This is a genomic window from Pseudomonas sediminis, assembly GCF_039555755.1.
Lineage (GTDB): Bacteria > Pseudomonadota > Gammaproteobacteria > Pseudomonadales > Pseudomonadaceae > Aquipseudomonas > Aquipseudomonas mendocina_D.
Genome location: NZ_CP154631.1, coordinates 1,707,952 through 1,732,343 on the forward strand (window position 1 = coordinate 1,707,952; position 24,392 = coordinate 1,732,343).

Annotated in this window: 22 protein-coding genes and 2 riboswitches; of the genes, 9 read left to right on the top strand and 13 right to left on the bottom strand. The window is 66.5% G+C overall.

Going from position 1 to position 24,392, the window contains the following annotated elements:
• Positions 1 to 19: 19 nt before the first annotated feature.
• The 7 genes from AAEQ75_RS08150 to cbiE form a co-directional block, all read right to left on the bottom strand.
• Positions 20 to 1,027, bottom strand: coding sequence for a FecCD family ABC transporter permease (locus tag AAEQ75_RS08150; RefSeq protein ID WP_143505783.1), 1,008 nt, complete (start codon positions 1,025 to 1,027; stop codon positions 20 to 22).
• A complete protein-coding gene (locus AAEQ75_RS08155) occupies positions 1,024 to 1,980 on the bottom strand; it encodes an ABC transporter substrate-binding protein (protein ID WP_343351531.1) in 957 nt (318 codons plus the stop codon). Before AAEQ75_RS08155 ends, AAEQ75_RS08150 begins: the two co-directional genes overlap by 4 nt.
• A complete protein-coding gene (locus AAEQ75_RS08160) occupies positions 1,980 to 2,747 on the bottom strand; it encodes an ABC transporter ATP-binding protein (RefSeq protein ID WP_343351533.1) in 768 nt (255 codons plus the stop codon). The genes AAEQ75_RS08155 and AAEQ75_RS08160 overlap by 1 nt, the downstream gene beginning before the upstream one ends.
• Entirely contained in the window at positions 2,747 to 4,858 is a 2,112-nt protein-coding gene (locus AAEQ75_RS08165; protein ID WP_343351535.1) for a TonB-dependent receptor, read from the bottom strand. Before AAEQ75_RS08165 ends, AAEQ75_RS08160 begins: the two co-directional genes overlap by 1 nt.
• Positions 4,859 to 4,970: 112 nt before the next feature.
• Positions 4,971 to 5,164: riboswitch (cobalamin riboswitch) on the bottom strand.
• Between the two features lie 91 nt (positions 5,165 to 5,255).
• Entirely contained in the window at positions 5,256 to 5,954 is a 699-nt protein-coding gene (locus tag AAEQ75_RS08170) for a (2Fe-2S) ferredoxin domain-containing protein (RefSeq protein ID WP_343351537.1), read from the bottom strand.
• A 94-nt stretch (positions 5,955 to 6,048) separates the two neighbouring features.
• Positions 6,049 to 6,768, bottom strand: a complete 720-nt coding sequence (locus AAEQ75_RS08175) for a cobalt-precorrin-6A reductase (RefSeq protein WP_343351539.1) — start codon at positions 6,766 to 6,768, stop codon at positions 6,049 to 6,051.
• Complete coding sequence (gene cbiE / locus AAEQ75_RS08180) at positions 6,765 to 7,967, bottom strand: precorrin-6y C5,15-methyltransferase (decarboxylating) subunit CbiE (RefSeq protein ID WP_343351542.1); 1,203 nt, start codon at positions 7,965 to 7,967, stop codon at positions 6,765 to 6,767. The genes AAEQ75_RS08175 and cbiE overlap by 4 nt, the downstream gene beginning before the upstream one ends.
• 180 nt (positions 7,968 to 8,147) lie before the next feature.
• Positions 8,148 to 8,472, top strand: a riboswitch (cobalamin riboswitch).
• A gap of 93 nt (positions 8,473 to 8,565) precedes the next feature.
• Here cbiE and cobG point away from each other — a divergent pair.
• The 4 genes from cobG to cobJ all read left to right on the top strand — a co-directional run bounded on the left by cobG (position 8,566) and on the right by cobJ (position 13,128).
• Positions 8,566 to 9,879 carry a precorrin-3B synthase gene (gene cobG, locus AAEQ75_RS08185; RefSeq protein WP_343351544.1) on the top strand — a complete coding sequence of 438 codons (1,314 nt, stop codon included), beginning with the start codon at positions 8,566 to 8,568 and terminating at the stop codon, positions 9,877 to 9,879.
• Positions 9,872 to 10,498 carry a precorrin-8X methylmutase gene (locus tag AAEQ75_RS08190; RefSeq protein WP_003464850.1) on the top strand — a complete coding sequence of 209 codons (627 nt, stop codon included), beginning with the start codon at positions 9,872 to 9,874 and terminating at the stop codon, positions 10,496 to 10,498. Before cobG ends, AAEQ75_RS08190 begins: the two co-directional genes overlap by 8 nt.
• Entirely contained in the window at positions 10,498 to 11,238 is a 741-nt protein-coding gene (locus AAEQ75_RS08195; protein WP_343351547.1) for a precorrin-2 C(20)-methyltransferase, read from the top strand. The genes AAEQ75_RS08190 and AAEQ75_RS08195 overlap by 1 nt, the downstream gene beginning before the upstream one ends.
• Before the next feature lie 234 nt (positions 11,239 to 11,472).
• Positions 11,473 to 13,128 (top strand): precorrin-3B C(17)-methyltransferase, encoded by a 1,656-nt coding sequence (gene cobJ, locus AAEQ75_RS08200; protein ID WP_343351549.1) that lies wholly within the window; start codon positions 11,473 to 11,475, stop codon positions 13,126 to 13,128.
• A 98-nt stretch (positions 13,129 to 13,226) separates the two neighbouring features.
• Here the strand turns inward: cobJ and AAEQ75_RS08205 are convergent, their stop codons facing one another.
• Positions 13,227 to 14,207, bottom strand: a complete 981-nt coding sequence (locus tag AAEQ75_RS08205; protein ID WP_343351551.1) for a GlxA family transcriptional regulator — start codon at positions 14,205 to 14,207, stop codon at positions 13,227 to 13,229.
• A 94-nt stretch (positions 14,208 to 14,301) separates the two neighbouring features.
• Between AAEQ75_RS08205 and AAEQ75_RS08210 the strand changes: the two genes are divergently transcribed.
• Positions 14,302 to 14,913 (top strand): LysE family translocator, encoded by a 612-nt coding sequence (locus AAEQ75_RS08210; protein ID WP_125880752.1) that lies wholly within the window; start codon positions 14,302 to 14,304, stop codon positions 14,911 to 14,913.
• A gap of 12 nt (positions 14,914 to 14,925) precedes the next feature.
• On the opposite strand, the gene AAEQ75_RS08215 is transcribed toward AAEQ75_RS08210, so the two are convergent.
• Both AAEQ75_RS08215 and AAEQ75_RS08220 read right to left on the bottom strand, forming a co-directional pair.
• Complete coding sequence (locus AAEQ75_RS08215) at positions 14,926 to 15,495, bottom strand: flavin reductase family protein (protein WP_343351554.1); 570 nt, start codon at positions 15,493 to 15,495, stop codon at positions 14,926 to 14,928.
• 83 nt (positions 15,496 to 15,578) lie between these two features.
• On the bottom strand, positions 15,579 to 16,322 hold the full coding sequence (locus AAEQ75_RS08220; protein ID WP_003464863.1) for an SDR family oxidoreductase: 744 nt from the start codon (positions 16,320 to 16,322) through the stop codon (positions 15,579 to 15,581).
• 140 nt (positions 16,323 to 16,462) lie between these two features.
• Between AAEQ75_RS08220 and AAEQ75_RS08225 the strand changes: the two genes are divergently transcribed.
• Together AAEQ75_RS08225 and AAEQ75_RS08230 are read left to right on the top strand one after the other, a co-directional pair.
• Entirely contained in the window at positions 16,463 to 17,374 is a 912-nt protein-coding gene (locus AAEQ75_RS08225; RefSeq protein WP_343351557.1) for a LysR family transcriptional regulator, read from the top strand.
• A gap of 101 nt (positions 17,375 to 17,475) precedes the next feature.
• The gene (locus AAEQ75_RS08230) at positions 17,476 to 18,783 is read left to right on the top strand and encodes an MFS transporter (protein ID WP_343351559.1); all 1,308 of its coding nucleotides are present in this window, start codon (positions 17,476 to 17,478) and stop codon (positions 18,781 to 18,783) included.
• Between the two features lie 7 nt (positions 18,784 to 18,790).
• Here the strand turns inward: AAEQ75_RS08230 and AAEQ75_RS08235 are convergent, their stop codons facing one another.
• The 3 genes from AAEQ75_RS08235 to AAEQ75_RS08245 are packed head-to-tail and all read right to left on the bottom strand — an operon-like array spanning position 18,791 to position 22,680.
• Entirely contained in the window at positions 18,791 to 21,055 is a 2,265-nt protein-coding gene (locus AAEQ75_RS08235; RefSeq protein WP_343351561.1) for a TonB-dependent receptor, read from the bottom strand.
• A 22-nt stretch (positions 21,056 to 21,077) separates the two neighbouring features.
• Complete coding sequence (locus AAEQ75_RS08240) at positions 21,078 to 22,307, bottom strand: MFS transporter (RefSeq protein ID WP_343351563.1); 1,230 nt, start codon at positions 22,305 to 22,307, stop codon at positions 21,078 to 21,080.
• A complete protein-coding gene (locus AAEQ75_RS08245) occupies positions 22,291 to 22,680 on the bottom strand; it encodes a hypothetical protein (protein WP_343351566.1) in 390 nt (129 codons plus the stop codon). Before AAEQ75_RS08245 ends, AAEQ75_RS08240 begins: the two co-directional genes overlap by 17 nt.
• Before the next feature lie 146 nt (positions 22,681 to 22,826).
• Here AAEQ75_RS08245 and AAEQ75_RS08250 point away from each other — a divergent pair, with 146 nt between their 5' ends.
• On the top strand, positions 22,827 to 23,780 hold the full coding sequence (locus tag AAEQ75_RS08250; protein ID WP_343351568.1) for a helix-turn-helix transcriptional regulator: 954 nt from the start codon (positions 22,827 to 22,829) through the stop codon (positions 23,778 to 23,780).
• 118 nt (positions 23,781 to 23,898) lie between these two features.
• Positions 23,899 to 24,387, top strand: coding sequence for a carboxymuconolactone decarboxylase family protein (locus tag AAEQ75_RS08255; protein WP_343351570.1), 489 nt, complete (start codon positions 23,899 to 23,901; stop codon positions 24,385 to 24,387).
• Positions 24,388 to 24,392 lie beyond the last annotated feature (5 nt).

The following is a 24,392-nucleotide window of genomic DNA, read 5'->3' on the forward strand; positions in this document are numbered from 1 at the left end:
TTACTGCATCGGGCCAGCACTAACGGCGCTGCAGCATCGCCAGGAAAAACACTCCGCCGATGGCAGCGGTGACGATGCCGATGGGCAGATCCTGCGGCGCCAGCCAGGTACGCGCGGCGACATCGACCCAGACAAGGAACAGTGCTCCGAGCAGCGCCGCCACCGGCAGCACGCGGCGATGCTCGGCGCCGACCAGAAAACGCGCCACGTGCGGCAGCATCAGGCCGACGAAACCAATGGCGCCGGACAGCGACACCAGCACGCCGGTGAGCAATGAGGCCACCACGAACACCAAAAGGCGCACGCGGCGCGGTTCCAGGCCCAGGCTCACCGCACTCTGCTCGCCGGCCATCAGCGCGTTCAGCGCGCGGCCCAGGCCGAGCAGTACAGCCAACGCCAACGCCAGGCACAGCGCTGGCAACCAGAGCAGCTCCCAGCGCGCCAGACCGAGGCCGCCGAGCATCCAGAACAGCACCGAGCTGGCCGCGTGTGGGTTGCCCAGGTACAGCAGCAGATTGCTCGCCGCCATCATCACGAACGACACCGCCACTCCGGCCAACAGCAGGCGATCACTCTCCAGCCGCCCACTGCGACTGGCGATAGCCAGCACCAGCAGCATGCTCGCCAGCGCACCGGCGAAGGCCGCCAGCGGCAGGCTGAGCAGGCCGGCGAATTCGCCCAGGTAGAGCACCACGAGCACCGCGCCGAAGGCTGCGCCGGAACTGACCCCGAGCAGGTGCGGATCGGCCAGCGGGTTGCGCGTCACCGCCTGCAGCGCCGTGCCCACCAGCGCCAGCCCGGCGCCCACCAGCGCGCCAAGCAGCACCCGCGGTGCGCGCAGTTGCCAGACGATACTGTCCTGGCCAAGGCTCACCGCTGCATCGGGCACGATGCCGAACAGGTGCTGGCCGAGGATCGCCAGCACCCGCTCGAGCGGCACCTGCGCCGCGCCGAAACCCAACGAGACCGCGCAGGACAGCGCCAGCAGTACACCCAAACCGAGCAGCAACAGACGAAATCGACTCACTGGGCGAAGACCTCGGGGTGCAGCGCCGCCTCCAGGGTCTCGATGGCCGTCGCGTTCTCCAGGCTCGGCGTGACGGCCAGGTAGGACAGCACCACGAAGCGTTCTTCGCGGATCGCCGTCACGCCTTGCAGCGCCGGATGTTGCAGGAGGAAATCGCGCTTCTGCGCCGCCGTGCGCTCGCCGTAATCGACGATCAGGATCAGCTCCGGGTCCTGCTCGACCACCGACTCCCAGCCAACCTTCATCCAGTTGGCCGCCACCCCGTCCATCACGTTGCGCCCGCCGGCCGCCTCGATCAGCGGTTGCGGCATGCCCAGGCGCCCGGCGCTGAAAGGCACGTCTTCACCGCTGTCGTAGACGAACACCCGCGGCCGTGTAGGCTGCTGGCCCAGGCGCGCGTCGACTGCCGCCACACGCGCCTGCATGCCGTGCACCAGGTCATCGGCACGCGCCTCGACGGCGAAGATGCGGCCGAGGTTGCGCAGGTCGTTGTAAACATCGTCGAGGCTGGCGACGCGGCCGGGCGTGACGTGCGCGCAGGACTCGCTGAGTTCGTACACCGGAATGCCGAAGCGCTCCAGGCTGGCCGGGGTGACCTCGCCGCCGATGCGCATGCCGTAGTTCCAGCCGGCGAAGAAGAAGTCAGCGCCAGCATCGAGCAGGTTCTCCAGCGACGGATAGCGCGCCGCCAGCTCGGGCAGATCATCCAGATCGGCTTGCAGCTCGGGGGTCGGCGTCTTCCAGCCGCTGACGCCGCTATAGCCGACCATGCGTTCTTTCAGGCCCAAGGCCAGGAGCATGGCGGTCAGGGTGATGTCGTGGCTGACCGCCCGCTGCGGTGGCTGCTCGATGCTCACCTGGCGGTCGCAACTGGTGACGGTGACGGCCCAGGCGGGGCTGGCCAACGCCAGCAAAAACGCTCCTACAGATGCAACCGTGCGTAAACGCTTCATCAAACGATCCAGGTAATGCGCGGATAACCCGCCAGTGGATGGGTATCGACCAACGCCTGCACGCCGAACACCTGCTGCAGCAGCTCGGCGCTCAGCACCTCGGCGGGTGGACCGGCGGCCACCAGGCGGCCCTCATCCAGCACACAGAGGCGGTCGCAGAAGGCCGCCGCCAGGTTGAGGTCGTGGAAGCTGGCCAGGGTCGCCAGGCCCAGCGCCTTGATCTGCCGCAGCAGTTCCAGCTGGTAACGCGGGTCAAGGTGGTTGGTCGGCTCGTCGAGGATCAACAACTGCGGCTGCTGTACCAAGGCGCGGGCCAACAGCGCGCGTTGTTTCTCGCCACCGGACAGTCGCGCGAACGGCTGTTGCGCCAGGCCACCGAGGCCAACGCGTGTCAGCGCCTCGTCGATCAGACGGCGATCCTCGGCATCGTCGCCATCGAACAGGCCCTTGTGCGGCGTGCGACCCATGGCCGCCACCTCCTCCACACGCAGGCCGAAGTCCTGGGGAAACTCCTGCAGCACCACCGCCACACGCTGCGCACTCCAGCGCGGCGAGCGCTGCCACAGCGCCTCGCCGTCCAGTTCGACGCTACCGGCACTGGGCCGCTGGAAGCGGTAGGCGCAGCGCAGCAGGCTGGTCTTGCCGCTGCCATTGGGGCCAATCAGCCCCAGCAGCTCGCCGTCGCCGACCTCCAGGTCGATGCCGTCGAGCAGCGGACGCTGGCCGTCGGGCGACCAGGCCAGCTCGCGAATGCGCAGGCGCGGCATCAGAAGCTGTAGTCCGCAGTGACGAACAACGAACGCGGCGCGCCCAGGTACCATTGCTCGCCAGCACTGCTGGCGGTAGTGGTGTACTGGCGGTCGAACAGGTTGTTCAGCTCCAGGCCCAGGCGCACGTCCGGCAGCGCCTGCCAGGCGAGAGTGGCGTCGACCAGGGTGTAGCCGGGCACCTCGATCTGGTTGGCCGCATCGGCGTAGCGGGCGTCGACGTAACGCGCGCCCATGCCAATATCCACCCCACTGCCGAGCGCCTTGTTCAGCCAGAGGTTGGCGGTGCGCCGCGGCACGTTGCTCGGCCGATTGCCGCTGCGGTCGCCAGCGCCTTCGACGAAGTCGTCGTATTCGGCGCGCACGAATGCGGCGTTGGCCGACACCTGCCAGCCGCGACCCAGGGCCAGCTCCAGCGTGGCTTCCAGGCCGTCAGAGGACTGCTGACCGATCTGCTCGGTGGGCGAAGCCGGGGTTTCGCGGCTGAGCAGCTTCTTCTTGACGATGTGGTAGGCGGCCAGCGTCCATTCGCCCTGGCCATTCCAGAACAGCTGCTTGAGGCCGATTTCGCTCTGCCTGGCTTCGCTCAGGTCGAACTGCTGCTGGCTCGGGCTGAGGGTCAGCAGGTTGTTCACCCCTTCGGTACTGGTGGCGTACTGGCCGTACAGCGAGAGGTCGGGCGTCAGGGCGAAGACCAGGCCGGCGCGCCAGTTGCCGCCACTCAAGCTGCGGTCGACGCTGCTATCGCTGAGCAGATCGTCACGCTGGATATGCACCTGATCACGCCGTACTCCAGTGACCAGCGACAGGCGCTCGGTCAGCTGGGTGCGGTTCTCGGCGAACAGCGAGAACTGCCGCGCCAGGTTGCGCTCGCGTGGGGCATAACCGCGTGGATCATTGCTCTGGTACTGACCGCCACCGGAGCCGGCAGGCGGGACAGTGTCGCTGAAGCTGCTGTCGAAATCGTGCTGGCGGGCGAAGTGGATGCGGTTGTAATCCACGCCCACCACGGTGCGGCTGTCGAGGCCGAACAGACTGTGATCCAGGGTGAAACTCTGGCGGTCGCCGACCTGTTCCTGGGTGTGCTTGATCTCGTAGAAGCTGCTGCGGTTGATCAGGTCGTCCGGTTGCCAACGGTAGGTCTCGGCGTTGCGCCAGTAGCGCTGGGTCTTGATGTAGTAGAGCTGGTTGCTGGCACTCAACGCATCGTTGATGCGCCAGTCGGTGGTCAGCCGGGTAATCTGGTCGTTGTAGCGAATGTCGGCATTGGCGACGTTGTAGTTGCGATCACGAATGCGCTCGCGGTACTTGCCAGCCACCAGCGGGGTGCCGAAGTAGCGCTCGGGGCTCTGGTCGCCGTGGTCGTGGGACAGGGTGAAGCTCAGGTCGTCGCTGGCATCCCAGCGCAGCGCGGCGCTCAGCGCCAGGCTCTCGGAATCACCGCGGTCGACCCAGCCATTGCTGGCCTGCTGGTTGAGGTTGAAGCGGTAGCTCAGGGCTTCGCTCAGCGAGCCGCCGCTGTCCAACGCGGCCTGGCGGCGGTCATCGCTGCCATAGCCGAGGCGCAGGTGGTTACGGATGTCACCCGCGAAGGGCTTCTTCGGCACCACGTTGATCACCGCGCCGGTTGCACCTTCGCCATAGAGCACCGACGCCGGGCCGCGCAGCACGTCGATGCGCTCCACCGACCAGGTATCCACCGGGAAGGTCACGGTGCCGGCGCCGACGTACTGGCGGGTGCCATCGTACAGCTGCATGGTCGCCGAATGGCCAGTGAAGCCGCGCGCCGACAGCGCAGTGCCGCCATTACCTGGGGTGCCGATGCTGCTGATGCCCGGCATGCGGGTCACGGCGTCCTGCACCGTCAGATTGTTGCGCCCACGCACTTCGGCGCCGCTGAGGCTGGTGGTGCTGGCCGGCGTTTGCAGCGCCGACAGCTCCAGGCGCGAGCCGGACGTAGTAGGTGTATGCAGATCGCTCTCGCCTTCCTCGGCAGCGTGCGCCTGGACGGTGACGTCAGGCAGATCGACTGGAGAGGCGCTGGCCATGGCCGAAGCAGCCAATAGCAACGCGAACGATGCACAGGTTTGGAACAGGGGATAGCGCGCCATATTGCTTCCATCGCAAAGAGAAAAGGCACGGCAATCCGATGGAAATGCGCAACAGCAGACAGGGGCACGGCGGCGCCTTACTGGAGTCAACGCCCGCCCACCGCGGGTTGCCAGACACAAACGACTCCAGGCCGGTCTCCGGGCTCGCGAGGGTCATGAACGCATCGCCTTCCCATGCGCGGGGCGCACAGTGGCGTATCGATGCGGTCGCTCGCTTACCGTTGCGGGGGCAGCGTCGGACTTCAACCGACTTCCCGTTTCACCTCACGCGCGGCGGCGTGAGACACCTGAAGCGGGGCGGATATGACCACCCACACCCGCTCAAGTCAAGGCGCGGGCAATTGGGAGTTGGACTCAGGCGTAGAGTGGACAACGCGCAGCTTGTCCACCATGGCGACTAGTTGCCGCCCTGCTCATCGATACGCAACTCCGGCAACGCCCTACCCGCCACCAGGCGCTCGTCGACCAGACGGATCACCGCCGCCTCGTCCTTGATGCCGTACCACTCGCCCTGTGGATAAAGGCTCGCGGTCGGCCCCAGGTCACAGGGAAACTGGCACTGGCTGCGGGTGATATGCACGCCGCCCTCGCACTCCAGCTTGCCGGCGGCCTTGAGCCGCTGGCGCAAGGTTTTCCACAGGCCCAGCGCGCCCTTGCGCGTGCAGCGCGGGCCGTTGCACAGCAGCAGGCGCTGCGCATGCGGGGGAATCTGCGACCAGGCGTGGTGTTCCGGCACGCCTGGCACGTCGCTGCAGGGGATATGCGCTTCACGGCGTTCGAGCAACGCGCCCAGGCCATCGAGCCAGGCATCTTCCATGGCGCTGCAAACCACGAATACCTCGCTCCCGTTACCGCGTTCGGCGATGCACTCGCGCAGCCAGTCGCGGTGCGCGGCATCGGCGCGTGGCTCCAGATCGACCACCAGCAACGGGCGTGGCGCCTCGATGATGGCCTGCCAGAAGCCGTCCTGTTCCGTGTCATGCAGATGCGCTTCACCCAGCAGCGTTTCGATACGCTGTTGCAGACGCTCGGACGATGCACCACGCCCCAGGCCGGGGCCGATGAACAGGATGCGCGCGTAAGGGGCTTGGCTCATGACAGTCTCCAAAAGGGCCGGCAGTCTAGCAGCGCAACGGCAAGCGTAGGGCGGGTGCACCCCGCCAGACCGGCGTTGGCGGGTTTCACCCGCCCTACAGGGACAGCGCCTCGTACAGAGCGTCCAACTCCGCGAACTCACGCGTTACCGCCGGCAACTGCGGGCGACGCAACAGCAGCACCGGCAATCCAAGCTCACGGGCAACTTGCAACTTCGGCTCGGTGGACGCGCTGCCGCTGTTCTTGCTGATCAGCACGTCGCAACGCAGGCGGGCGAACAGGGCGCGCTCCTCGTCCAGCGAGAACGGTCCACGTGCACCTATGATCTCGGCGCGCGGCGGCGCCGGCTCGGCCTGCAGGCAGCGCACCGTCCAGTGCTGGTGCTCAGGAATTTCATGCAGGTGCGTCAGTGGTTCGCGCCCGGAGGTGAAGAACGGCCGCTCGAACGGCGCCAGCGCGCGGGTCAGCTCATCCCAACCGTCCACTTCGCGCCAGTCGTCATCCGCGCCTGGCTGCCAGCCAGGGCGACGCAATGCCCAGCACGGCACGTCTGCGATTTCTGCGGCGCGAGCCGCGTTGTGGCTGATCTGCGCAGCGTACGGATGGGTCAAATCCAGCAGCAGCTCGATGCCTTCACTGGCGATAAAAGCTGCCAGGCCCTCGGCGCCACCGAAGCCGCCGACGCGCACGCGGCAGGCCAGGTCGTCCGGCACCCGGCCCAGACCTGCCAGGCTGTACACCGTCTCCGGGCCCAGCCGACGCGCCAGACGCAGCGCTTCGGTAGTGCCACCGAGCAGCAGGAGTCGCGCGCTCACGGCTTGCGCACCATCAGCAGGGTAATCGGCAACGCCGCGCGCCAGGTGTCGAAGCCGCCCAGCGGCTGTGCCTGGGCCACGGTCAGACGCAGCAGTTCACCGCCATGCTGTTCACGGAAGGCGACCAGGGCCGCCTCACTCTGGATAGTCACGGCATTGGCCAGCAGACGCCCGCCCGGCTTGAGCGCGGCCCAACAATCATCGAGCACGCCTGGCACTGTGACGCCGCCGCCGATGAAGATCGCATCCGGCGCCGGCAGTCCATCCAGTGCTTCGGGCGCATGTCCAGCGACCAGTTGCAGGCCGGGCACGCCGAGAGTATCGCGGTTCTGGCGGATATGCGCCTGACGCCCTTCGTCCGCCTCGATGGCGATGGCCCGGCAGGCCGGATGCGCGCGCATCCATTCGATGCCGATGGAGCCGCAACCGGCGCCGACATCCCACAGCAACTCGCCAGGCAGCGGCGCCAGCCGCGCCAGGGTGACCGCGCGCACGTCGCGCTTGGTCAGTTGCCCGTCGTGGCGGTAGGCGTCGTCCGGCAGGCCGCAGGTCGGTGGCAGCAGTTGCGCGCCGGCGTCGGCCAGGCACGCCACGGCCAGCAGATTGAGATCGGCACCGCGTGGCAGGTTCCAGCTCGCGGCCAGGCCCTCGATACGGCGCTCGTCAGGCCCGCCAAGGTGTTCCAGCAGGGTCAGGCAGCTGGCGCCGAAACCACGTGCGCACAAGGCTTCGGCGACCTGCGCAGGGGTGTCACCATCGGCGCTCAACACCAGCAGGCGCGTACCGGGATATAGCCGGGCATTGAGCGTGGCCAGCGGCCGGCCGACCAGGGAGACCACCTCAGCCTCCTGCAACGGCCAGCCCAGGCGCGCCGCCGCCAGCGACACCGAGGACGGCGCCGGCAATACCTGCAACTCGTCGGCCGGCACCTGGCGTGCCAAGCTGGCGCCGACGCCGTAGAACATCGGGTCGCCACTGGCCAGCACACACACCGCCTCGCCACGCTTCGCCAGCAGCGGTTGCAGGTCGAAGGGGCTCGGCCAGGTTTCCCGCTCGCCCGTGATACACGGTGGCAACAGCGCCAGCTGGCGCGGTGCACCGACAATACGCGTGGCCGCCAACAGTGCGCGGCGCGCGGCCTTGCCCAGGCCGGGATAGCCGTCTTCGCCGATGCCGACCAGGGTCAACCAGGGTTTCATCCAATGTCCTCGCACAGGCCCGACGGACCGCCTGTCCGCGCTCGGGGCAAAGCGGGCATAATAGCGCCTTCGTCGGTGCCCTTGAGTCGATACGACTCAGTAAAGGGCCTAAGGAAACTCTGAAATAGTCGTCATTCCCGCGCAGGCGGGAATCCAGAATCTCAGTACCATCTGGGCTCCCGCCTTCGCGGGAGTGACGGTAAATGGCCATTTCAGAGTTTCCCCAAGAGGGAACACGGTAAAACCGTGGCTGCCCCCGCAACTGTAAACAGCGAGTCCAACGCAATCGGCCACTGGAAACAGGCCGCTGAAAAACGTAAGCGAGGCAGGCAAGACAAGGCAAAAACGACCGAAAAAGCGCAGTTTACATGTTGTAAATGAGCATTTTGAGGCCGTTTTTAACGCCGTATTGCCAACGCAGATAGTTTTTCAACGGCCTGTACCGGGAAGGCGCAGCGGATCAAGACCTGTCAGCCAGGAGACCTGCCGACGAACGCTGGTCGCGAGTGCCAACATCGGGCGGGGTGTACCGATGCCATGGAGTCCCCTATGGGATTTCGCTGGTTCGGTCGCCGCGTCGTTATCCACAGGTGACCGCTTGCCCACATCCGTCCGCCCTTCCGCCTGCCCCGGCCTGCTGCGCATCGTGCCTGCGCTGGACGGTGGCATCTGCCGCATCAAGCTGCCCGGCGGCGTGCTGCTCGGCACCCAGGCGCGGGCGATTGCCGAGGCAGCGCGGCAGCATGCCAGTGGCGTGCTGGAGCTGACCAACCGCAGCAACCTGCAGATTCGCGGCGTGCTGCCCGGTCAGGAAGCGCCGCTGATCGATGCCCTGCTCGCCGCTGGACTCGGCCCCCGGGTGGCCGCCGCCGATGACGTGCGCAACCTGATGCTCAGCCCCGCCGCCGGCCTCGACCCGCAGGCGCGGATGGACGTGCGTCCGCTGGCCAACCAATTGCTCGACCTGCTGCAGGACACCCCGGCGCTGCATGCCCTGTCACCCAAGTTCGCCCTGCAACTGGACGGCGGCGAAGCCCTGGCCATGCGCGAACACCCCCACGACCTGTGGCTGACCGCCGAGGACGACCAGCACCTGCTGCTGGGCCTGGCCGGCTGCCCCTTTGAGGCGCCTCTGGCGCGCATCGAGGCGACCCAGGCAGTCGAGCTGGTACGCCAGCTCCTGCTGCTGTTCCTCGAACTGGCGACTCCCGAGCAATCTCGCATGCGCCAGTTGCTGCAACAGATCCCAGTCGACGAACTGCTGCAACGTCTGCAGACGCGCCTGCATTTTCCCTTGCAACCGGTGCCGGTCAATTGGCAGCCCAGCGCGACGCTCATGCGCCCACCGGCAGGTATTTATCCACAAGCACAGAGAAGCCTGTGCATGGTCGCAGCCGGCGCTCAGTTGGGCCGTCTGCATGCAGAGCAACTCCTCGCCCTCGCCGATCTGAGCGAGCGGCATGGCGACGGCGAGCTGCGCCTAACCCCCTGGCAAGGCGTGCTGCTAGGCAATGTGGCGGAGCAAAAGGCCGACAAATTGCTGGTCGCGCTGGGTGAACTGGGCCTGTTGAACCATGCCGACGAGCCACTGCTTGGTCTGGTCGCCTGCACCGGCTCGGCGGCCTGCGCGCGCGGCCTGGCCGATAGCAAACACCACGCCCTGCACCTGGCAGAGTTGCTGCACGAAAGCGGTGCCCGCCCGCAGGTGCATCTCAGCGCCTGCCCGCGCAGTTGCGCCAGCGCCCGCGTGCAGCCCTATACCCTGCTGGCCAGCACGCCCGACCACTACCAGCTCTATCAACGCACGCCCGAGGCGCCCGGCTTTGGCCTCCTACTGGTGCCAGCCATGACCATCGACGAAGCCGGCGCCTGGTTCGCCCGCCAACACCCCGCAGGAACCCCCGATGCTTGATTACATCCGCGACGGCCAGGAAATCTACCGCCGCTCCTTCGCCACCATCCGCGCCGAGGCCAACCTCAACGGCATTCCCGCCGACCTGGAAAAACTCGCCGTGCGGGTGATCCACGCCTGCGGCATGGTCGATGTGGTGGAGGACCTGCGCTTCTCCCCCGGTGCTGGCGCCGCTGGCCGAGCAGCGCTGCTGGCCGGTGCGCCGATCCTCTGCGATGCGCGCATGGTCGCCGAGGGCATCACCCGCCCGCGCCTGCCGGCTAACAACCAAGTGATCTGTACCCTGCACGACGCCGGCGTACCGGAGCTGGCCCGCGAAGTCGGCAACACCCGCTCGGCGGTGGCCCTGGAGCACTGGCGCGAGCATCTGGAAGGCAGCGTGGTGGTGATCGGCAATGCGCCCACCGCGCTGTTCTACCTGCTGGAAATGCTCGATGCGGGCGCACCCAAGCCGGCGCTGATCATCGGTATGCCGGTGGGCTTTATCGGCGCGGCGGAATCCAAGGATGCCCTGGCCGCAGACAGCCGTGGCGTGCCCTACGTGATCGTCCGTGGTCGCCGCGGCGGCAGCGCCATGGCAGTGGCGGCAGTCAACGCCCTCGCCTCGGAGGTGGAGTGATGGCTGGCCGTCTGCTTGGTCTGGGCGTCGGCCCCGGCGACCCCGAGCTGCTTACCCTCAAGGCGCTGCGCCTGCTGAAATCGGCGCCCGTGGTGGCCTATTTCGTGGCCAAGGCCAAGCACAATGCCGGCCATGGCGGTAATGCCTTCAGCATCATTGAGGAACATCTGGACGCCGCCCAGCAGCGCCTGCCGCTGGTCTACCCGGTGACCACCGAGAAGCTCGCCCCGCCGCTGTCCTACGAGGATGTGATCGCCGACTTCTACGACACCTGCGCGCAGCAGATCGCCCAATTGCTGGACGCCGGCCAGGACGTGGCGGTGATCTGCGAAGGCGACCCGTTCTTCTACGGCTCCTACATGTACCTGCACGACCGCCTGGCCGAGCGCTACGAGGTGGAAGTGGTGCCCGGCGTGTGCTCGATGCTCGGCTGCGCCTCGGTGCTGGGCACGCCGCTGGTCTACCGCAACCAGAGCTTGAGCGTGCTCTCCGGCGTGCTGCCGGAAGACGAACTGGAACAGCGCCTGCGCGACGCCGAAGCGGCGGTTGTGATGAAGCTCGGGCGCAACTTCGACAAGGTGCGCCGCGTGCTGCGCAAGCTCGGCCTGGACGACCGCGCCCATTACGTCGAGCGCGCGACCATGGCCAGCCAGAAGATAGTGCCGCTGGACGAGGTGGAGCCGATGGATTCGCCGTACTTCTCCATGATTCTGGTGCCCGGCCAGAAATGGCGGGGGTGAAGCGCACGACATTCTTTTCTCCCCTCTCCCGCTTGCGGGAGAGGGGCCGGGGGAGAGGGTCTAACCGGCAACTCCGAATCGCCTGAGCCACCCTCTCCCATAAATGGGAGAGTGAGCAGTCCGTGCACTGAGGAGGCAGTTCATTTATCTCAGCACACAGGACTCAGACCGTAGCCCGGATGCAATCCGGGAAACCCATTCCCCGGATTGCATCCGGGCTACAGGATTTACCGCATGAACATCGTCATCCTCGGCGCCAGTGCGCTGGCCACTGCACAACGTCTCAAGGCGCTTTATCCACAGGCGGAGATCCACGGCCTGCGCGGGCGTGCCGACGGCGCCGAGCGCCATTACGACGAGTTCGGCGAGCACCTGCGCACCCTGTATCGCGCCGGTCAGCCGCTGGTGGTGTTGTGCGCCGCCGGGATCGTCATCCGCAGCCTTGCCGCGCTATTGGCCGAGAAAGGCGCCGAGCCGCCGGTGCTGGCCCTGGCAGAGGATGGCAGCGCCGTGGTGCCGCTGCTCGGTGGCCTGGCTGGGGTCAACCGCCTGGCCCGCGAGATCGCCGCGCACCTGGGTGTGACGCCGGCCATCACCACCAGCGGCGAGCTGCGCTTCGGCACCTGTCTGCTGGAACCACCGGCCGGCTACGCGCTGGCCGACCTACAACAAGGCAAGCGCTTCGTCAGCGACCTGCTCGGCGGCGAGACGGTCCGCATCGAAGGCCAGGCGCCCTGGCTGGAATCCGCGCTGTTGCCTGTGGATAACGCTGCCGATCGTGTAATCCACATCACCCCGCAGGCACGCCCAGCGCAGCCGGACGAACTGCTGATCCACCCGCGCAGCGCCGCCGCGCTGATCGAACGCCCCGTCACCGACCTGCCGGCTCGCCTGCACCAAGCGCTGAGCAACGCCAACCTGGCGCCACAAGCGCTGGCCGTGCTGCTGGCGGACAAAAGCTGGATGGCCAACGCCGAACTGCACGCCACCGCCGCCGAGTTGAAGCTGCCACTGCGCTTTATCCACAGCACATCCGAGCTACCGCCCGAGCACCATGCCAGCGACGGCCTGCGCCTGCTGCTGAGTGAACAACCGCTGGATATCGAACGCCTCGGCCAGCGCCGTGGCCGCCTCAGCGTGGTCGGCCTCGGCCCCGGCGCCGCCGAACATATGACGCCCGCCGTGCGCCGTGCCCTCGACGAAGCCGAAGACCTGCTCGGCTACGACACCTACGTGAAAATGGCCGGCCCGCTGCGCGCCGATCAATGCGTGCATCCCAGCGACAACCGCGAGGAGCTGCAGCGCGCCGCCCACGCCTTCGAACTGGCCGCCAGCGGCCGGCGGGTGGTGATGATCTCCTCGGGCGACCCCGGCGTGTTCGCCATGGCCGCTGCCGTAATGGAGGCGCTGGAAAACCCGCAAAGCGAGACCTGGCAAGGCGTCGAACTGGAGGTACTGCCGGGCGTTTCCGCCGCCCTGGCTACCGCCGCCAAGGCCGGCGCGCCGCTGGGTCACGACTTCTGCCTGATATCCCTGTCCGACAACCTCAAGCCCTGGGCAGTGATCGAAAAGCGCCTGGAGCACGCCGCCATCGCCGATCTGGCCATGGCCTTCTACAACCCGATCTCCAAGTCGCGCCCCTGGCAGCTCGGCCGCGCGCTGGAGTTGCTGCGCCAGCACCGCACGCCAGAAACGCTGGTGGTGCTCGGCCGCGATATCGGCCGCCCGGCCGAAGCGCTGCGCACCCTCACCCTCGGCGAGCTGACGCCGGAGCTGGTCGATATGCGCACCCTGGTGATCATCGGCTCCAGTCAGACCCACCGTTTCCCCCGCGCCGATGGCGGCGAGTGGGTGTATACACCGCGCAGTTACCCGGATATCGAGTCATGATCCTCTCTGCCGCTGTCATCCCTATTCCGTAGGAGCGTCGCCCCGGCGCGAAGCAATTGCAGCCGGCTATTCGCCACATTCGCCGCGAGGCGCGGCTCCTACAACGCGCCGCCCTGACGGCGGAAGGCGCCAGGCGCAACACCGAAGCGCTGGCGGAACAGCTTGCCCAGGTGACTGGCATCGCTGACGCCGATCTCGTCGGCAAGTTGCGCCAGGCTGTGGCTGGAGTTGAGCAGACGCCAGCGCACATGTTGCAGGCGTAGCTCATTCCAGTATTCGCGCGCGCTCATGCCCTGGCTGGCCTGAAACAGGCGATCGAGCTGACGCCGGCTGATGCCGACACTGGCCGCCAGCTGCTCGATGCCATCGGCACTGGCCAGGCCGTGGCGCATCAGGGCGATGGCGCGGTCTACATGGCGCTCGCCGCTCGATGTCGTGTGCAACGAGCGCAGCGCGTGCTGGCCGCTGCGCGTTTCGTCCACCAGCATATCGGCCAAGCCCTTGAGCGCCCGTGCCCGGCCGCTGCCCTGAGCCAGCAGTTCCACCGCCAGATCGATGGCTGCGGTGCCGCCGGCGCAGGAAATCCGCGCACCATCAAGGCAATACAGACGCTCGCGAGCCAGGCGCAGCTGCGGAAAGCTGGCGCGAAATTCCGCTTCATGGCGCCAGTGCACCGCCACCCGATAACCGTCGAGCAGGCCGCAGGCGGCGAGCAGGAAGCTGGCATTGTCGATCGCCACCAGCTTCACCCCAGCGCGAGCTGCGCGACGCAGCAGCTGCTGATAGGTCGGCGCCAGCGCGGCGGTGGCCTGCGCGTTGCGCCCGCCGAACAGCACCAGATAGTCGAAGTCAGCCAGATCGAGTTGCTCGGGTGTGGCCTCGATCCGCAGCGCAGCACCGCTGCTGGACAGCACATGCCCTGGTTGCAGGCCGAGAATCGTCCAGGTGCAGTAACGTTGGCGACTGTAGTCCTCGTCGTCGGCGCTAAAACGCAACTTGTCGAGAAAGCCACCAAACGGCAGCAGGGCGAACTGCGGCAGGGGCAACAGGAGAAAACGCAGGTCGGGGCTTTCGGCCATGTCATGTCCAGAATCAACTGCTAGATAGCCAGAATTTACCTTATTCAAGTACCTGCCGCTGACTAGACTGGCCACGCCCAAACAGGAGACCCGCATGGCCCTAGAACTCTGGCTCGTCTACTTCGTCGCCACCCTTGGCCTAGCGCTGACGCCCGGCCCCAACAGCCTTCTGGCGCTGACCCACGGCGGGCTGTACGGCGCGCGCATGGCACTGGCCACCATCCTTGGCGGTGTGGTTGGCTTCAGTACCTTGATCGCACTGGCCATGTTCGGCCTCAGTGCCTTGCTCAAGACCGCGCCCAACGCCCTGCTAGCACTCAAATGGATCGGTGGCGCCTACCTGATCTGGCTGGGCGTGCAACTGTGGCGCTCGCCGCCGATGAACCTGACCCTGGCAGACAGCGGCACCCGCCCCAGCGCCGTACGGCTGTTTCGCCAAGGGCTGCTGTCGGCACTGTCGAATCCCAAGGTGATCCTGTTCTACGGCGCCTTCCTGCCGCAGTTCGTCGATCCGCAACGCGGCCTGGCCGTGCAGTTCGTGGTGATGGCAGCGACCTTCGCCGTGGTCGAGTTCCTCGTCGAGCTGCTGCTGGCGTTGCTGGCCTTCCGCGTACGGCCCTGGCTGCAACGCGGCGGCCGCACCTTCAACCGCAGTTGCGGCGTGCTCTTCGTGCTGATCGGTGTAGCGCTACCGCTGGCGCGCTGAGCACGCCCGACATCAGGCCTTGAGCGCCTCGCCAATCGCGTAGTAGTGCCCGCCCGCGACGTGATGCAGGCTGCGCAGGCTCGGGTCGGCCGTTTCGAAATGCCAGCGGCCGTCGCGGAACACGCGCTCGTCCGCCCAGGCCGCGATCACCTCGCCGATGAACAGGTCGTAGGCCTGCTGGTTATGCGGCTCATCGATCAGCCGGCAGACCAGCCAGGCCGAGCAGCCGGCCACCAATGGCACATCGTGGCCTGCCATCTCGAACAACTCGACCCCGGCATGGGCCAGCTTCGCCGGATCATCGGCCAGGCTGGCGCTGCCCACCGCCTGGGTCAGTTGCAGCTGCGCCACGGTCGGCACCTGGATGGCGAACAGGCCGCTACCCTCGATCAGCGCGCGGGTGCGGGTGGCCTTTTCCAGCACCACGGTCAGCTTCGGCGGATCGAAATCCAGGGCGCAGCACCAGGCTGCCGCCATGACGTTATCCACAGTCTGATGACGCGCCGACACCAGCACGGTCGGCCCGTGGTTGAGCAGACGGTAGGCCTTGGCCAGGTCGACGGAATGAATGGACGCGCTCATGCAGACTCCTGAAAGCGAAAAAGGCGCCTGCATGCTGGCTCGGGTGAACCAGCATCGCAAGCGCCTGCAACAGCGGTTATGGATCAGAACTCCTGCGTGGTCGGACGCAGAACGATCTCGTTGATGTCGACGTCAGCCGGCTGCTCGATGGCGTAGGCAATGGCGCGTGCCACCGATTCCGCCGGAATCGCCTGCTTGTAGAAGTCGACGACGAAGTCGCGGCTCTGCTGGTGCGAGCTGCCGAACTTCAGCTCCGAATCCACCGCGCCCGGCTCGATGGTGGTGGTGCGGATGCTGCCGCCTACCTCGTGACGCAACCCTTCGGAGATGGCGCGTACGGCGAACTTGGTGCCGCTGTAGACGGTACCGCCCGGGCTGAACACCTTGATCCCGGCCACCGAGGCGATGTTGATGAAGTGCCCGGCGTTCTGCTGCTGGAACACTGGCAGCGCCGCGGCGATGCCGTACAGCACGCCCTTGATGTTGATGTCGATCATGCGCTCCCACTCCTCGACGCGCACATCGCTCATCGGTGCAATGGACATAAGGCCGGCGTTGTTGATCAGCACATCGACGCGGCCGAAGGTGTCCAGCGCGCCCTGGATCAGTGCCTTGACCTCATCGGCGCGGGTCACGTCGGTCTGGTAGGCCACGGCCTCGCCGCCAGCGGCAACCAGATCGCTGACCAGTTGCTCGAGACGCTCTTTGCGCCGTGCGGCCAGCACCACCTTGGCGCCCAACTTGCTCAGATGACGGGCGGTGGCTTCGCCCAGGCCGCTGCTGGCGCCGGTGATGACCACGACCTTGCCAGAAATATTGTTGCTCATGGTGATGCCCTCTATCGATTCGTTGAGTGCCCGGCGTCGCTCGCTGGACATAGCCTCACATTAGAGGCGATTTAAGTTTCAATGAATGGAAGAGTTTGGATTAGGCTATTCCACATTATGGAATACAGAGGCATCCCGACATGCTTAATCGCATGGAGATGGTCCGCATCTTCTGCAGCGCAGCCGACTGCAACAATTTCCGCGAAGCAGCCACTCGCCTGGGGGTTTCCCCCCAGGCTGTGACCCGTGCGATCAAGGCGCTGGAGGAGGAGCTGGGCGAGATCCTGTTTCACCGCAACACCCGCCAGGTGCATATCACCGCCTTCGGCGAGGCCTATGCGCTGCGCGCCCGGCAGATGCTGGAAGACTTCGATGCGCTGTTTCGCGGCCATCGCGCCGAGGCCGAATCGGCCATCGCCGGGCGCATCGGCATCACCGCGCCGCAGGCCATCGGCAAGCGCTTTCTGGTGGCGTTCCTGCAGCCCTTGCTCAAGCAGCACCCACAGCTGGTGCTGAACCTGCGCCTGGAGGACGAGATCACCGACGCGGTGGAGGCGCAGATCGACATCGGCATCCGCGTCGGCTTTCTGCGTGATAGCCGCTACGTCGCGCGCGCCTTGGCGCCGGTGCCGTTGCTGGTGGTGGCTGCGCCCGAGCTGATCGCTGCCACTGGCGAGCCGCGCAGCCTCGACGAGTTGCAACAGCGGCCGCTGTCGGTGCTGATCGACCGCAAGAACGGTCGTCCCTGGCCGTGGACCTTCGCTCACGGCCCCAGCCTGCATCCGCCCGCGCCAGCGCTGGTCTGCGATGACCAGGAAGCAGAGCTGGAGGCGGTGCTCGCCGGCCTGGCCTACGGCCAGTTACCCGCCTATCTGGCGCAGCCCTACCTGGAGAGTGGCCGCCTGCAGGCGGTGCTGACCGAGCAGGCACCCGATCCCTGGCAGCTGTTCATCTACCGCCCGCAGCAAGGCCCGGTGCCGCCAAGGGTGCGCCTGGTGTTCGATCACCTGCGCGCCTGCTTCTCCGACCCGGCGCAGTTTCCTCAGGGCTGAGGTCGCTCACGGCAACGCCGCTGTCGCCTGCGAAGCGCCCGCCCCGCACATCGCTCCGTAACCTGCCTGAAGCCGTCTAAATCAGGGATCAGGAGCGTTATATGAATGCCATGCACACGGGCCAGCAGGTCAGCCCGGCCACCTTGCACAAGGTGATCGCCGCCTCGGCCATCGGGAACTTCGTCGAGTGGTTCGACTTCGCCGTCTACGGCTTTCTCGCCGTGACCATCGCTTCGCTGTTCTTCCCACCGGGCAACCCGACCCTGGCGCTGCTGCAGACCTTTGCCGTGTTTGCCGTGTCGTTCGCCCTGCGCCCACTGGGCGGCATCGTCTTCGGCATTCTCGGTGATCGGATCGGGCGTAAACGCGTGCTGTCGATCACAGTGCTGCTGATGGCCGGCGCCACCACGCTGATCGGCTTGCTGCCCACCTACGCCAGCATCGGTCTGTTCGCTCCGCTGCTGCTGGCCGTGGCGCGTTGCCTGCAAGGTTTCTCTGCCGGAGGCGAATACGCCGGCGCCTGCGCCTTCGTCATGGAGCATGCGCCCACCGAACGCAAGGCGCGCTACGGCAGCTTCGTACCAGTCTCGACCTTCATGGCGTTCGCCTGCGCCGCCGGCTTGGTATTCGGCATGGGCTTCTGGCTGGACGAAGCGCAGATGCAGGCCTGGGGCTGGCGCGTGCCCTTCCTGATCGCCGCGCCGCTGGGCCTGGTCGGCTTGTACATGCGCCTGCGTCTGGACGAATCACCGGCCTTCCAGGCCCTGGCTGCCCAGCCTCACCCTGAACATTCGCCGCTGCGCGAAACCCTGCGCGAGCATGGCGGCACCGTGCTCTGCCTGTCGGCGTTCATCTCCGCCACGGCGCTGTCGTTCTACATGTTCACCACCTACCTCACCACCTATATGCAGGTGGTCGGCGGCGCCGCGCGGCCGACCGCCTTGCTGGCCAGCCTGATCGCGCTGTTCTTCGCCGCCCTGCTGTGTCCCTTCGTCGGGCGCTATTCGGATCGCGTCGGGCGCCGCCGCACCATCCTCACCGCCGGAGTGGCGTTGATCGTCGCGGTGTATCCGGCCTTCACCCTGGCCGCCTCGGGCACCCTGCTGGCTTCAGCCCTGGGCGCCATGCTGCTGGCAGTGGGTGCGGTGATCTGTGGCGTGGTCACGGCGGTGCTGCTCTCCGAGCAGTTCCCCACCCGGGTGCGCTACACCGCCTCGGCCTTCACCTACAACCTGGCCTACACCATCTTCGGCGGCACCGCGCCGCTGATCGCCACTTGGTTGATCGAGGCGACCGGCAACCGCATGTCGCCGGCCTTCTACCTGATCGCCATCGCCCTACTGGCCCTGGCCGGCGGCCTGGCTCTGCCGGAGTCGTCGAAGCGGCCGCTGAACTACCGGGCGGACTGAGCGCTTATCAGTACGCCACCGAGTAGCTGAGGGCGAAAGTACGCCCCGCCGCCGGCAGGCTGGAGAGCTTGCCGTAGGTGGCCTCGGCCTGTTGGCTGTAGACGCTCTTGTAGTCACGGTCGGCCAGGTTGTAGACACCGAAGCCGACCTCGCCACCGAACCAGGGCGCGTGGGCGATCAGGTCGACCACGGTGTAGCCCTGGATCTTCGCCGAGGGATTGGCGCGGATGCTCGGACTCACCGCGGCAGCCTGGGCGTCGTCGTAGGCGCGGTCGCTGCCGCCCACGCTGAGTGCCTGCAGGCGGACGCCGTAGCCATCGAGGAAATCCCAGTCGCTGTAAACGGTGGCCTTCAGCGGCGACACGCGGAAAGCGTTCAGCTCGCGCCATTTGCCGGCGGCGTCCTTGTACTGGCCGCGGGTGTAAGCCAGGGTGCCGCCCAGCGTCCAGCCCTCGGCAACCGGCACCTGCAGATTGCCCTCGGCACCCCACACGCGTTCGTCGGTATCGGCCACCGAGACGCTGTAGTCGCGGTTGAACTGCACCACCTTGTCGGAGGTGTTGTAGAACGCGGTCACCCCGGCATTCAGGCCGCGGGCATCGCCCAGGCGCCAGCCCAGTTCGTAGTTGTTGACCTTGATCGAATCGATGCTGCTGTTATCGATCGAGAAGTTGGCCGACACGTCGCGCAGCATGCGCTGGGTGTCAGGCAGGCTGAAGCCCTGGGAGAAGTTGGCGAACAGCTGCTGAGTGTCGGTCAGCTTGTACACCGCGCCGAGGTTGAACAGGGTTTCGCTGTGGCGAACGTTGCCGCCGGCCATTGTCTGCGGCTGATAACCCGGCACACGGTCGGCGGCAATCGCCTCGCCATAGGGAATGGAAGCGTCCACGTCGTTGCCAATGGTCTCGCGACGCACCCCGGCCTGCAGGCTGAGACGCTCGGTGAGCTGGTAGTCGCCCTGCAGGAACAGGCCGGTCTTGCTCACCTCAACGTCCGGGCCCATGGCATAGCGCTGGGCTTCGCGGTAGTTCAGGCCGTTGCTGGCGATGAAGGTATTGAGGTCGTAAGACTGCCCGCTCTGGCTGTCCTTTTCCCGTTCGTGATCCAGGCCGTAGGTCAGTTGCAGGTCGCGCCCGGCCAGTTCGAAGCCCTTCTGCAACGCGGTGCGTACACCCCACACATCGATATCGGTGTTGGACTGCAGCGCCACGTAGGTGAAGCCCCCCGGCAGCGCCGGGTGCACCGCGGCCGCCACGGACGGGAACCAGCGCGACTTCTCCTTGCGGTAATAGGCCTCGGCGGTCAATTGCTGGCCCCAGAACAGGTCGCGATTCAGATACTGGACGTTGGCGCCGTAGTGACGGGTACGCGGCTGATCGTCGAGTTGCAGGCCCTTGATGCCTTGCAGGCTCGGCTGGAAAGTCGCCGGGGTGAACAGCGCTGCCAGGCCTGGGCCGTAGTCCGGGCCATAGTCGCTGTCCTGCTCGTCGTCGTAATAGCGCACGCCGGCGCTCAGTTGCTGGTCATCGTCCAGGTGCCAGGTCAGGCGACCGTTGAAGTCGAAGCTGGTGGTGTCCTGGCGGTCGGTCTGGGCGATCTCCGGGCCGATGCGATCACCGTCGGCATCGCGAATCTCGCCTTGCTTGGTGTAGCTCAGCCCCGCGAAACCGCTGACCGCGCCCTGGTGGAAGGCAGCGGTCTGCGAGGCCTCGTAGGCCATGGCATCGCGCGCCGCCTTGCCGGGGGTACGCAGGCCGATACGGCTGCTGAAGTCGCTGGTTTCGTCGTCGGCATTGCGGGTGATGATGTTGATCAGGCCGCCGGTGGCGCCGGCGCCATAGATGCTGGTGGCACCGGAGATCACCTCGATGCGCTCGATCATCGCCGGGCTGATGCTGTTGAGCTGGCGCGAACCATCACGTGAGCCGGTCAGCGGCACACCATCGATCATCACCTGCACGGTGCGCCCGCGCATGGTCATGCCGTAGTTACTGGCGGTGCCGCTGCTCGGCGCCAGAGAAGGTACAAGCTGGCCGAGGATATCGGCGGTGGAACGGCCAGCGGCGGCCTGCTCGGCGACCTGCTCGCGCTCGATGCTGTACACCGTGCCGGCGATCTCGGCGATGCTCTTGGCCGAACGCGTGGCGGTGACCACCATCGGGCCGAGCTCCTTGACCTGGCTGCTCGTGGTGTCGTCGGCCTGCGCGTGGAGCGCGCCGCTCACCGCCAGGCTGAGTAAGGTGACCTGCATGGATGCCGAAAGATGCCTCATGGTTTCCCCCAGAGAAAGCGCGTCAATGATTGCCGGAGCCGGCCTGGATCGACCGGACGATAGGTTTGCAGAGCAGGACGCTGAGCACTGAAAGTGCGCCCAGCAGCAGGTAATAGGTTTCGTAGCCCAGGCCCTTGGCGACGAAGCCCGACAGCGAACCGCCGACGAAGAACACCAGCAGCTCGAAGCACACCAGCACGGTGAAGTCGGTGCCGGCCTGCTGCCGCGAGCACAGCTGCATGAACAGGGCGTAGAGGCTGGTCATCGCCAGGTAACGGATGGCCAGGAGCACCAGCACCATGGTGCCGAGCCACAGCGGTGAGCCGTCGGCCAGGCCGCTGAACAGCAGCCCGGCGACCGCCAGATAGGCCAGGCTGCGCAGCCAGCCGGCACGCAGCAGCAGGGTCGCCGCACGCTGGCGCAGCAACAAACGCGCAGCCGCCACGGCGGCGAGCAGCCCGACGCTGGCACCGGCCACCGACATCAGCAGGCCGATCTGCGTCAGCGACCACTGGCGATCCACCAGCATCGGCGTGAGCATGGCCATGGCCGGCGCCTCGACCAGGCGATAGACCAGAATCAGCAACAGTGCCCAGCGGATCTCCGGGCGCTTGAAGGTGGCGATGAAGCCCGGCTTGGCCGCCTCGGCCTGCGCCGGCAGGCGATCATCGACCCGCGCCACCGCCAGCATGGTCAGGGCACTGAGGCCGGCCAGGGTCAGCAGCGCGCTCTGCCAGCCGACCACCTGGTACAGCCACAACACGCCGGCACCGCCGAATAGGCTGCCCAGGGCCACGCCGATGCTCTGCGCCATGCTGCCGAGGCGATGATCCTCGCTGGCCAGCGACTCCACGGTGTAGCCGTCGATGGCGATGTCCTGGGTGGCGGCGAACGTGGATATCCACAGGCTCACCAGCACGAACAGCAACAAGCCGTGCTCCAGGCCGGTCAGCGCCAGCACCAAGATGCCGGCCACCAGCGCCGCCTGGGTCAGCCACAGCCAGGTACGGCGCCGGCCGAGGCTGTGCAGGTAATGCCGGTCGACCAGCGGCGCCCAGAGAAACTTGAACGCCCAGGGGACATACAGCAGCGAAAGCATGCCGATCCAGCGCAGATCGACACCCTGGCTGCGCAGAATGGCCGGCATCGCCACGTTGAAGAAGTACAGCGGCAGGGCGTGGGCCAGGTACAGCACCACGATCACCGCCAGCGCCAGCCGGGTCACCGGCGCCTGCTCAGACGGACGTTGCATGATTCACCATGCGCTCGGCGATCCAGCGATAGCCGTGCGTCCTGTCCAGGGTGACGAAATAGGGCACGCCCCAGGCGGCATGCAGCGCCGGGGTGTCGAGCCGGGCCTGTTCGTCAGCATCACAGGCGATTCGCACCAGCCCCACGCAGATCTCGCGGAACGCCGCCTTGTGCTGCTTGTACCAAACGCCCTGGATGGCCCGGTAATCCTCGACGAAGGTGCTGCCCTCGCGGGTGCTGGAGATGAAGAAGAACGGCTGGCGGCCTTCGATCAGACGCTCGATGCCATCCAGCCACTGGCGTATCTGCGCCGCATCGACTTGGTCGTGGAAGACCGCCTCGACCACCGTCGTTTGCGTGAGGAGCAAACCCATCGCTGTGTGATTCCCATGATCGTTGGTGACGCAATCAAGACGATTGCGACCTCATTGCACATGAGAATAATTCTGAACAATGTTGCGCGCTTAGGGGAAAAGAAGGAAAAATTAGCCGCAACGAAACTTCCATCGGTCAAGCCAGCATGACGGTCTTCACCTGCGGTCAGCTCAGCGATGTCGCCCACACCCTGGGCGGCAACCTGCATTTTCAGCGCGAGCTGCCGGGCGAGCAGCCAGTGCTCGACGGCGAGCAACAGGTGCAGGTGCTGAGCGAAGGCCTGGTGCTGTACTTCAGCCACAGCCGCGACCTGGTCGACGCCAGTAGCGACAACCGCCTGGCACCGGGCATCACCGCCGCCTTTCTGCTGCAGGGCGAGGCCGAAGTCAGCCTGCCGCGCCAGCGCCTGCACTTCGACGCCCGCCCCGGCGGTCAGCGCGCCATGCTGGTCAACCTGACCGATAGCGACCAGTTTCAGCGCCACTGGCGCAGCGGCCGCGAAGAAACCAAGGTGTGCCTGAGCATCACCCCGGACTGGCTGCAGCAGTTCGCCCTCGACAGCCAGCTGCGCAGCGACGCCCTGATGCGCTTTAGCCGCAGCCACTGGCACAGCCTGCCCTGGCAACCCTCGGTGGATATCCTCCAGCGCGCCCACCAGTTGCTCGAACGTGACGCGAGCCTGCCGCCGTTGATGCAACGCCTGCAACGCGAGAGCTTTGCCCTGGACCTGGCCTGCGACATCCTGCGCGGCATCGACACGCCCCAGGAGAAACGCCTCGGCAGCCATCTCGAACGCTGCCTGGCGCGCCTCAAGGAATGGCTCGACAGCGGCGAGGCAGATGCCCTGAGCATCACCGACATGGCGCGCCAGCTCGGCACCAACCCGGTCGACCTGCAGAATGCCTTTCGCAGCCGCAACGGCACCACCATCGCCGCCTACCTGCGCCGCCAGCGCCTGGCCCGCGCTTATCAGGCCATGCGCCAGCAGGGCCTGTCAGTGGAGGATGCCGCCAATCTGGCCGGCTACGAGCACCTCAGCAGCTTCAGCGCCGCCTTCAAGCGCGAGTATGGTTTTCCGCCGTCGCAAGCCCGACGCTGAGCGAAGTGGATCAATCCGAATCTGCACAATTGGATCTATGTGACTGGGCCACTGCTGCGTAGATTCATCGCTACCGGGGCAGGCCGTCACGCCATCGCACCCCTCAACGTGGATACGGATGATCACCATGAGCCAGCGCCTCGACTACTTCGCACTCGCCCCCAAGACCTCCGGCAAATACGCCGAGTTTTCCATGCTGCTGACCCGCAGCCCCTTTCTTGCGCCGCTGGCCCACCTGGTCATGCTGCGCGCCTCGCAGATCAACGGCTGCGCCTTCTGCGTCGACATGCACGTGAAGGAAGCGAAGATCCATGGCGACCGCGAACTGCGCATGCACCATGTCGCCGTGTGGCGCGAATCGCCGCTATTCTCCGCGCAGGAGCGCGCCGCGCTGGAGTGGACGGAAGCCCTGACCCAGCTGTCGCCGCACGGCGTGTCCGACGCGACCTACGCCAGCGTGCGCGAGCAGTTCTCCGAACAGGAACTGTCGGAGCTGACTTTCCTGGTGGTCGCCATCAACGGCTGGAACCGCCTCAACGTGGCCTTCCGCACCGTGCCCGGCTCCGCCGACAAGCAGTTCGGTCTGGACAAGGCCGGTCTGGCCTGAGGGTT

Coding starts and splice junctions, on each gene's coding strand:
- AAEQ75_RS08195 (WP_343351547.1), top strand. CDS start 10,498: ATGGCTGGCCGTCTGCTTGGTCTGGGCGTCGGCCCCGGCGACCCCGAG.
- AAEQ75_RS08160 (WP_343351533.1), bottom strand. CDS start 2,747: ATGCCGCGCCTGCGCATTCGCGAGCTGGCCTGGTCGCCCGACGGCCAG.
- AAEQ75_RS08165 (WP_343351535.1), bottom strand. CDS start 4,858: ATGGCGCGCTATCCCCTGTTCCAAACCTGTGCATCGTTCGCGTTGCTA.
- AAEQ75_RS08220 (WP_003464863.1), bottom strand. CDS start 16,322: ATGAGCAACAATATTTCTGGCAAGGTCGTGGTCATCACCGGCGCCAGC.
- AAEQ75_RS08250 (WP_343351568.1), top strand. CDS start 22,827: ATGACGGTCTTCACCTGCGGTCAGCTCAGCGATGTCGCCCACACCCTG.
- AAEQ75_RS08235 (WP_343351561.1), bottom strand. CDS start 21,055: ATGAGGCATCTTTCGGCATCCATGCAGGTCACCTTACTCAGCCTGGCG.
- AAEQ75_RS08240 (WP_343351563.1), bottom strand. CDS start 22,307: ATGCAACGTCCGTCTGAGCAGGCGCCGGTGACCCGGCTGGCGCTGGCG.
- AAEQ75_RS08210 (WP_125880752.1), top strand. CDS start 14,302: ATGGCCCTAGAACTCTGGCTCGTCTACTTCGTCGCCACCCTTGGCCTA.
- AAEQ75_RS08245 (WP_343351566.1), bottom strand. CDS start 22,680: ATGGGTTTGCTCCTCACGCAAACGACGGTGGTCGAGGCGGTCTTCCAC.
- AAEQ75_RS08215 (WP_343351554.1), bottom strand. CDS start 15,495: ATGAGCGCGTCCATTCATTCCGTCGACCTGGCCAAGGCCTACCGTCTG.
- cobJ (WP_343351549.1), top strand. CDS start 11,473: ATGAACATCGTCATCCTCGGCGCCAGTGCGCTGGCCACTGCACAACGT.
- cbiE (WP_343351542.1), bottom strand. CDS start 7,967: ATGAAACCCTGGTTGACCCTGGTCGGCATCGGCGAAGACGGCTATCCC.
- AAEQ75_RS08225 (WP_343351557.1), top strand. CDS start 16,463: ATGCTTAATCGCATGGAGATGGTCCGCATCTTCTGCAGCGCAGCCGAC.
- AAEQ75_RS08205 (WP_343351551.1), bottom strand. CDS start 14,207: ATGGCCGAAAGCCCCGACCTGCGTTTTCTCCTGTTGCCCCTGCCGCAG.
- AAEQ75_RS08170 (WP_343351537.1), bottom strand. CDS start 5,954: ATGAGCCAAGCCCCTTACGCGCGCATCCTGTTCATCGGCCCCGGCCTG.
- AAEQ75_RS08190 (WP_003464850.1), top strand. CDS start 9,872: ATGCTTGATTACATCCGCGACGGCCAGGAAATCTACCGCCGCTCCTTC.
- AAEQ75_RS08230 (WP_343351559.1), top strand. CDS start 17,476: ATGAATGCCATGCACACGGGCCAGCAGGTCAGCCCGGCCACCTTGCAC.
- AAEQ75_RS08255 (WP_343351570.1), top strand. CDS start 23,899: ATGATCACCATGAGCCAGCGCCTCGACTACTTCGCACTCGCCCCCAAG.
- AAEQ75_RS08155 (WP_343351531.1), bottom strand. CDS start 1,980: ATGAAGCGTTTACGCACGGTTGCATCTGTAGGAGCGTTTTTGCTGGCG.